Raw genomic sequence first — 4,266 nt, 5'->3', positions numbered from 1 at the left:
GGGACGACGACTGGACGGCGGCCGTCACCCTGGTGCTCGCCCTCCGCGCGCGGGGGGCGGCCGAGGAGGCCCGCGCGGTGATGGACGCCCACGACCTCGACGACGAGGACGTCGACGCGGAGAACCTGGACGACTGAGGCGGGGAGGGCGGGGCGGCGTGGCCAAACGGCGTTATGTGGCCCGGGGAGTGCCCGGGGGCTACCGGATCTGGGACAACCGGGGGAAGCGGTACTGGGGAGACCTGTACGAGCTGTGCCCGGACGACCTGCTGACGGAGCTCAACGGGGCGAAGGACACGGCGCGGCTGACGGAACTCCTGCGGCGGTACAGAGCCACCAGGCGCTGAGGGCGGGGAACACCGAGGGCGCCTGCCGGCGTCGCCGAGACGGGCCGGTGCGGTCCGGGGCCGGGCCCGCTGCCACCATCGTGGGGACGGCCGACGACGGCGTGCGGGGATTCCGCCCGCGCGCCCGGCCACGAGACGGAGGACCGGCGCATGCCGCACGTGATCATCAAGCACTTCCCCAAGGACCTCGACGAGGAGACCCGGGCGCGACTGGCGGCCCGGGTCTCGGAGGCGGTGCAGGAGGCGTTCGGGGTGCGGGCGGGGGCCGTGTCCATCGGCCTGGAGCCGGTGGAGCGCGAGGACTGGGACACCGAGGTGTACCGGCCGGAGATCACGGGGCGTGAGGACCGGCTGATCCAGTTCCCGGACTACTGACCGGCGCGACCGGCCGACCACCGGCCGGTGCCGCGGCGGCCGGGTCGGTTGCCGCAGCGGCCGGGTCGGTTGCCGCAGCGGCCGGGTCAGTCCTGCGGGTCGCGCTCCTCGCTCGGCAGGAACCCCTCGACGACGCGGCGGTCGCGGCGGACCTGGTACGCCGTGGAGACGGCGATCAGCAGGAGGGCGGGGGCGACGGGGATCAGGTAGGGGGCCATCAGGGGGTCTCCTTCCGGTCACGGTCGTACGCGCGGGCGTGGTCGTACGCGGGGTCCCGGTGGGGTCCGTGCGCGGGGTCACGGTCGCGGTGCGTCCTGGTGAGAGCGGTCTCGATCGCGGCGACGCGGTCGGCGAGCAGGCCGAGGGCGGCGACCGCCCGGGTCACGGGGTCGGACTCCGGTCCGCCGAGGGCGCGGGCACGCGAGTACACGGCCCTGATCTCCCGGAGGCGGTCGGCCTGTTCACCGGTCAGCCTGCCACGCAGCTCCGACAGCCGGAGCAGGTTGGCCTCGGCCCCGGTGGTGAGCGTCTGCGCCTCGGCGCGGTAGTGGTCGTCGATCACGGCCTCCACCTCGGCGTCCGACATGACGGGCTGGAGGCGCTGGGCGATGCGGTTCATGTTGCGGTACGAGCCCTGGAGCTGGAACGGCGGCTCGGTGCGGGTCTCGTCGGATCGGGCGGCGGAGGCGATGTACTCGGCGTTGACCGCGAGCACCACCTCGCGTGCGGTGAGCAGGTGGCGCAACAACGCGACTGCGCGGTCGAGTTCGGCGGGCGCCGGCGGGCGGGTGAGGCGGTCGGCGCGAGCGGTGGGGTCGCCGGAGGCGAGGCGGAGCAGGAGGGCGAGGTCGGCGCGGTCGCGGGAGGCGAGCGGGGCGAGGACCGGGTTGGCGGTGAGGGCGTTCTCCACGAAGCTCAGGGCGAAGGCGTCCTCCTTGCCGGTGAGGACGTCGCCGAGGTTCCACACGTCGGCGCGGTTGGCGAGCATGTCGGGGATGCGGAAGAGGCCGCCCGACTCCGTGTAGGGGTTGCCGGTCATGCAGACGGCGAACCGCTTGCCGCGCAGGTCGAAGGTGCGGGGCTCGCCGTCCCGCACGCCCTCCACCCGCCGGGTGGCGTCGCAGAGGGGGATGAACTTCTGGAGGAACTCCGGCGAGGTGTGCTGGACGTCGTCGAGGTGGAGCAGGGTGTTGTTGCCGGCCGCCAGCGCGAAGTTGATCTTCTCGATCTCACGGCGGGCGGCCGCGTCGGGCGCGTCGGCGGGGTCGAGCGAGGTGACCGCGTGCCCGAGGGCGGGACCGCTGATCTTGACCAGGAGGAGGCCGAGGCGGTCGGCGACGTACTCCATCAGCGTCGTCTTGCCGTACCCGGGAGGCGAGATGAGCAGCAACAAGCCGCCGGACCCCCCGAGTTGCTTGTGCAGGCTGTCGCCGACGAGGGGGAGGTAGACCTCGTCGACCAGGCGGTTGCGGACGAAGGCGTCCATGACGCGGGGGCGGAACTCGTCCAGCCGCAGGCGGGCGCGCTCGTCGGCGACCAGCGCGGTGCGGCGGCGCTGGGCGGCCCGGAAGGCGGGGACCTCGTGGGCGGCGAACCGGGTGGTGCGGGCGAGGAACTCGTCGAGGCGGAGGGTGAGGCTGCCGTCGGTGACGCGGGGGTGGGCGGCGAGCAGTCCCTCGACGGTGACGGTGAGGGCGGCCTCGGCGACGTGGTGGGTGAGCCGGTCCCGGGTCAGCTCGACGGCGACGGCCTCGGCCAGGTCGCCGGGGGTGAGGCCGGCGCCCTCGGCGGCGGCGTAGGCGGCGATCCAGGTCTCGGCGACCTCGGGCTCGAAGGCCGTGCCGCTCTGGATGATGTGGCGCGAGGCGTCGATGCCCGCGTCCTCCATCAGCCGGAAGATCTGGCGGCGCTGGTGCGGCAGCGACAGCGAGACCACGGTGCCGGTCCGGCCGGCGCGCGCGGTGCGGCCGGCGCGGTGCAGGTAGTCCTTGTGGTCGCCGGCCGGGTCCACGTTGAGGACCAGGTCGATGCCGTCGACGTGGATGCCGCGGGCGGCGACGTCGGTGGCGACCAGGACGTTGACGTAGCCGTCCTTGAAGTCGGCCAGGGTGCGGGTGCGCGCGCCCTGGGTCATGCCGCCGTGCAGGGCGTCCGCCTTCACACCGGCGTCGCGGAGCTGCTCGGCGATGCGGTCGGCGCCCAGCTGGGTGCGGACGAAGATGATGGTGCGGCCCTTGCGGGAGGCGATCGCCGCGGTGACCGGAGCCTTGTCCTTGGGCTTCACGATCAGGATGTGGTGCGACATCGTGGTGACGGCGCCCTGGGCGGCGTCGACCTCGTGGCTGACCGGGTTCTCCAGGTAGCGGTCGACCAGCGTCTTGATCTCGTTCTCCATGGTGGCGGAGAAGAGCATCCGCTGGCCGCCGGCCGGGATCTGGTCGAGCAGCTCGGTGACCTCGGGCATGAAGCCCAGGTCCGACATCTGGTCGGCCTCGTCGAGGACCGCGACCTCGACGTCGCCGAGCGAGCAGGCGCCGCGGCCGATGATGTCGCGCAGACGGCCCGGGGTGGCGACGAGGATGTCGACGCCGCGCTCCAGGGCGTAGATCTGGTTGCCCATCGAGGTGCCGCCGCAGACGACCTTCATCTTGAGGCCCAGCACGTCGCCGTAGGGCTGCAGCGCGTCGGCGACCTGCATGGCCAGCTCACGGGTCGGGGTGAGGATGACGGCGCGCGGGCGCTTCTTCTCGGTGCGGCCGCCGGCCAGGCGGGCCAGGGTGGGCAGACCGAAGGAGAGGGTCTTGCCGGAGCCGGTGCGGCCGCGGCCCAGGATGTCCTTGCCGGCCAGGGCGTCCGGGATGGTCGCGGCCTGGATCGGGAAGGGCGTGGTGACGCCGTTCTGCGCCAGCTTGCGCACGACGCCCTCGGGCAGGCCGAGGTCGGCGAAGGTCGGGCCCGTGTCCTCGGGGGCCTGGTCCTCGGCGGCGTCCGCGCCGTCCGCGGTCTCCGCCGCGGCGTCCGCGTCGTCCACGGCGGCGGTGGCCTCCGCGGCTTCGAGGGAGCGCTCGTCGCCGTCGAAGTCGGCGGTCGTCACGATCTCGTCCTCGGAGACGACGAACTGATCAGTACTGGAAATGGACATGCTTATGCGAAACCTTCCGGAGTCTCGTCGGCACGCGCCCGTCAACTCCGTGTTTCGCGAGGAACCGCCTCGATGCGGTCAGCCACGGCAAGGGAGAGAACGCGCCACACGGCGCGCTCTTTTTCGCTGCGCCGGGCAAATGGGATCAAACGATCTACCACCATACGCACCTCATGCCCTCCGGCGCAAACGAGAACGGCGAACGCGAGCCACGCCACACTCGCGGCCGGCTACACGGCACGGGCACTCCGGCTACACGGGCACTCCGGCCTCGGGCGCCGGAGCGGTGACCGTCTGTTTCGGGGACTGCGCGGAGGTGGGCTGGGCCTGGCTGGGGTCCGGGGAGGGAGGTGGCGGGGACGGCTGCGGCGGGGCCGGGCTGGTGACCTCGCCGGGCGGCTCG

Annotated in this window: 4 protein-coding genes; 2 read left to right on the top strand and 2 right to left on the bottom strand. The window is 73.2% G+C overall.

What is annotated here, in order from left to right; all coding sequences use genetic code 11:
• Positions 1 to 157: 157 nt before the first annotated feature.
• Positions 158 to 346, top strand: a complete 189-nt coding sequence (locus HW445_RS20340; protein ID WP_180222416.1) for a hypothetical protein — start codon at positions 158 to 160, stop codon at positions 344 to 346.
• A 150-nt stretch (positions 347 to 496) separates the two neighbouring features.
• Positions 497 to 721 carry a tautomerase family protein gene (locus tag HW445_RS20335; protein ID WP_180222415.1) on the top strand — a complete coding sequence of 75 codons (225 nt, stop codon included), beginning with the start codon at positions 497 to 499 and terminating at the stop codon, positions 719 to 721.
• A gap of 86 nt (positions 722 to 807) precedes the next feature.
• Here the strand turns inward: HW445_RS20335 and HW445_RS33680 are convergent, their stop codons facing one another.
• Positions 808 to 939: a hypothetical protein gene (locus tag HW445_RS33680; protein ID WP_257231185.1), complete on the bottom strand. Its 132-nt coding sequence runs from the start codon at positions 937 to 939 to the stop codon at positions 808 to 810.
• Complete coding sequence (locus tag HW445_RS33675; RefSeq protein ID WP_257231184.1) at positions 939 to 3,863, bottom strand: DEAD/DEAH box helicase; 2,925 nt, start codon at positions 3,861 to 3,863, stop codon at positions 939 to 941. The genes HW445_RS33680 and HW445_RS33675 overlap by 1 nt, the downstream gene beginning before the upstream one ends.
• Positions 3,864 to 4,266: the final 403 nt, after the last annotated feature.

It is taken from the genome of Streptomyces sp. UH6 (genome assembly GCF_013421635.1).
GTDB lineage: Bacteria > Actinomycetota > Actinomycetes > Streptomycetales > Streptomycetaceae > Streptomyces > Streptomyces abyssomicinicus.
The sequence above is the reverse complement of the archived record's forward strand: the minus strand, read 5'-3'. Positions and strand labels throughout refer to the sequence as shown.